Raw genomic sequence first — 2,482 nt, 5'->3', positions numbered from 1 at the left:
CATCGGCAGCGCCGCCAGGTCCGGATTCTTGCCGTACTGCTTGTCGAGTTCGGCAGCACGCTCGATGGCATCCGGCTGCTGGCGGAAGCTGTCACAGGCCTTCGGGCAACTCGCCGGCAGCGCGCCGGTGGCGCTATCGCATTCGGCCTTGCAGGACACCGAACGCTCGCCGCGGAGATTGATCGTGTCCAGGCCGCTGATCTGCTTGGCGTTCGGGATGCCGGCGACCATGCCGTACTGCTGGAACACGGAAGGATCGGACATCGTCGCTTCCATGCGGCCGTAGTCCGGCGTCTGACCCTTGTACTTGCTGAAGTCCGGCACCAGGCTGCTGAAGGCCACGGTCTTGGTCGGGAACTTGATCGGCGCGCCGCCGCGCATGGTGCCGAGCACGCTGCCCGCCTTGGCGCCGTCAGCCGTGACCAGTGCCGTGCAGACGCCGTTGTAAGCCTTGCTGCGCGCCACATAGGCTTCGACGATCTGCTTGCAGCTGACTTCGCCGGAGCGGATGCCGTTGTGGATTGCCTCGATCGAGGTTTCCTGCAAGTGGAAGGCCTTGTCGGCGGCCTGGGAAACGCCGGCGCCGAGCGCAAGCACCGACATGATCAGAATCTGCAGCCGTTGACGCAGCATCGCACTCCCTCCGTTCGATACAGCCCTACCTGTACCGACGTAAGCGATGACCGCTCCCCTACCGCGCAACCGGCGGTGATTCCAGCGGGATGCTGCCGCTGGCTGGCGCATGACGCTTGCCGCCAACCAGCGCGTTCAGCATCACGTACATCGCCGGGATCACGAACAGGGTCAGCAGGCTGCCGATCAAGAGCCCGCCGATCACCGCGATGCCCATCGACATCCGGCTTTCCGAGCCGGCGCCGAGCGCCAGCGCGATCGGCAGGATGCCGAGCAAGGTGGCCAAGGTGGTCATCAGGATCGGCCGCAGACGCGCTGCCGCCGCTTCGCGCACGGCGATCAGTGCCGACGCGGCGCCAGCGTCGCGACGCTGATTGGCGAACTCGACGATCAGGATGCCGTTCTTGGTCACCAGGCCGATCAGCATGATCAGGCCGATCTGCGAAAACACGTTCAAAGTCTGATCGAACATCCATAGCGCGCCGAGCGCGCCGGCCAGCGCCAACGGCACGGTGAGCAGGATCACCAGCGGATCGCTGAAGCTTTCGAACTGTGCCGACAGCACTAGATAGATCAGCACCAGCGCCAGCAGGAAGACGATGCCCAGCGACGACGAGCTCTGCACGAAGTCACGCGCGGCGCCGGTCAAGGTCGTCGTGTAGCGGCTGTCGAGCACTTTCTTGGCGGCAGCATCGAACACGGCGATGCCTTCGCCGATGGTGTGGCCGGGCGCCAGGGTGCCGGAGATGGTCGCCGCCGCCAGCCGGTTGAAGCGGTACAGCTCCGGCGGCGAGCTGCTTTCGACCATGGTCACCAGATTGTCGAGCCGCACCAGCTCGCCGCTTGCGTTGTGTACCGACAAGCCTTCGAGCGCATCCGGCCGCGAGCGGAAATCGCGCGTCAGCTGGCCGATCACGTCATATTGCTTGCCATTGAGGATGAAGTAGCCGAAGCGCTGGCCGCTGAGCGCCGCCTGCAAGGTCTGGGCGATGTCCTGCGCGGATACACCCAAGGTCTGCGCCTTCGCGCGGTCGATGCTGACCTTCACTTCCGGCTTGTTGAACTTCAGATCCGAGTCGACGAAGGTGAACACCGGGCTGGCTTTCACCTCTTCGAGAAACTTCGGCAGCACTTCTGCGAGTTCGGTGATCTCCAGCGCCTGCACCACGTACTGGACGCCGGCCTGCGCAGCGCGGCGGTCGCCGATGCTCGCTTCCTGGGTGATGTTGACGCGGGCACCGTTGAAACGTTTGGCCATCGCCTGCAGGTCTGCAGCGATCTCGCCCTGGGTCCGCTGGCGATCCTCGCGCTCCTTCAGGAACACCCGCACGAAGCCATTGTTGACCGGCCCGGAGACGCCGTTGGAGCCGCCGAAGCCCGGCACCTGGGTCATCATCAGATGTGCTTCCGGCACTCGGTCGGCAGTCGCTGCCGTGACGTCGTCCATGAAGTTCTGCATGTAGTCGTAGCTGGCACCTTCAGCCGCCGTGGCGCGTACCCAGACCCGGCCGCGATCTTCCATCGGCGCCAGCTCGTGCGGCAGCAGACCCATCAGCACCCAGATCAGACCGGCCGAGATCGCCAGCACCAGCAGGGCGCTCCAGCGGAAGCGCAGGAAGCCGCCGAGGCCGCGCGCATAGCTGTGCTCCAGCGCATCGAACATCGGCTCGGTGCGGGTGAACAGCCAGCCATGGCCCTGATGCGCCTTCAGCAGACGGGCGCTGAGCATCGGCGTCAGGGTCAGCGCCACGATCGCCGAGATCAGCACCGCGCCGGCGATGGTCACGCCGAACTCGCGGAACAAGCGGCCGGACAGGCCGCCCATGAACAGCAGCGGCAGGAACACCAC

1 protein-coding gene and 1 pseudogene are annotated in these 2,482 nt (G+C 65.4%); both read right to left on the bottom strand.

Annotated elements, in window-relative coordinates; translation table 11 throughout:
- Positions 1-633 (bottom strand): annotated as a pseudogene (locus Q0D45_RS21425) (amidase); the annotation flags it as partial.
- A 58-nt stretch (positions 634-691) separates the two neighbouring features.
- On the bottom strand, positions 692-2,482 hold a 1,791-nt coding region (locus tag Q0D45_RS21420), incomplete at its 5' end, for an efflux RND transporter permease subunit (protein ID WP_293397909.1).

The sequence above is a fragment of the Nevskia sp. genome (genome assembly GCF_023266035.1).
In the GTDB taxonomy this organism is placed as follows: Bacteria; Pseudomonadota; Gammaproteobacteria; order Nevskiales; family Nevskiaceae; genus Nevskia.
Note: the sequence above shows the minus strand (reverse complement) of the source record. Positions and strands in the feature narration are given on the sequence as shown.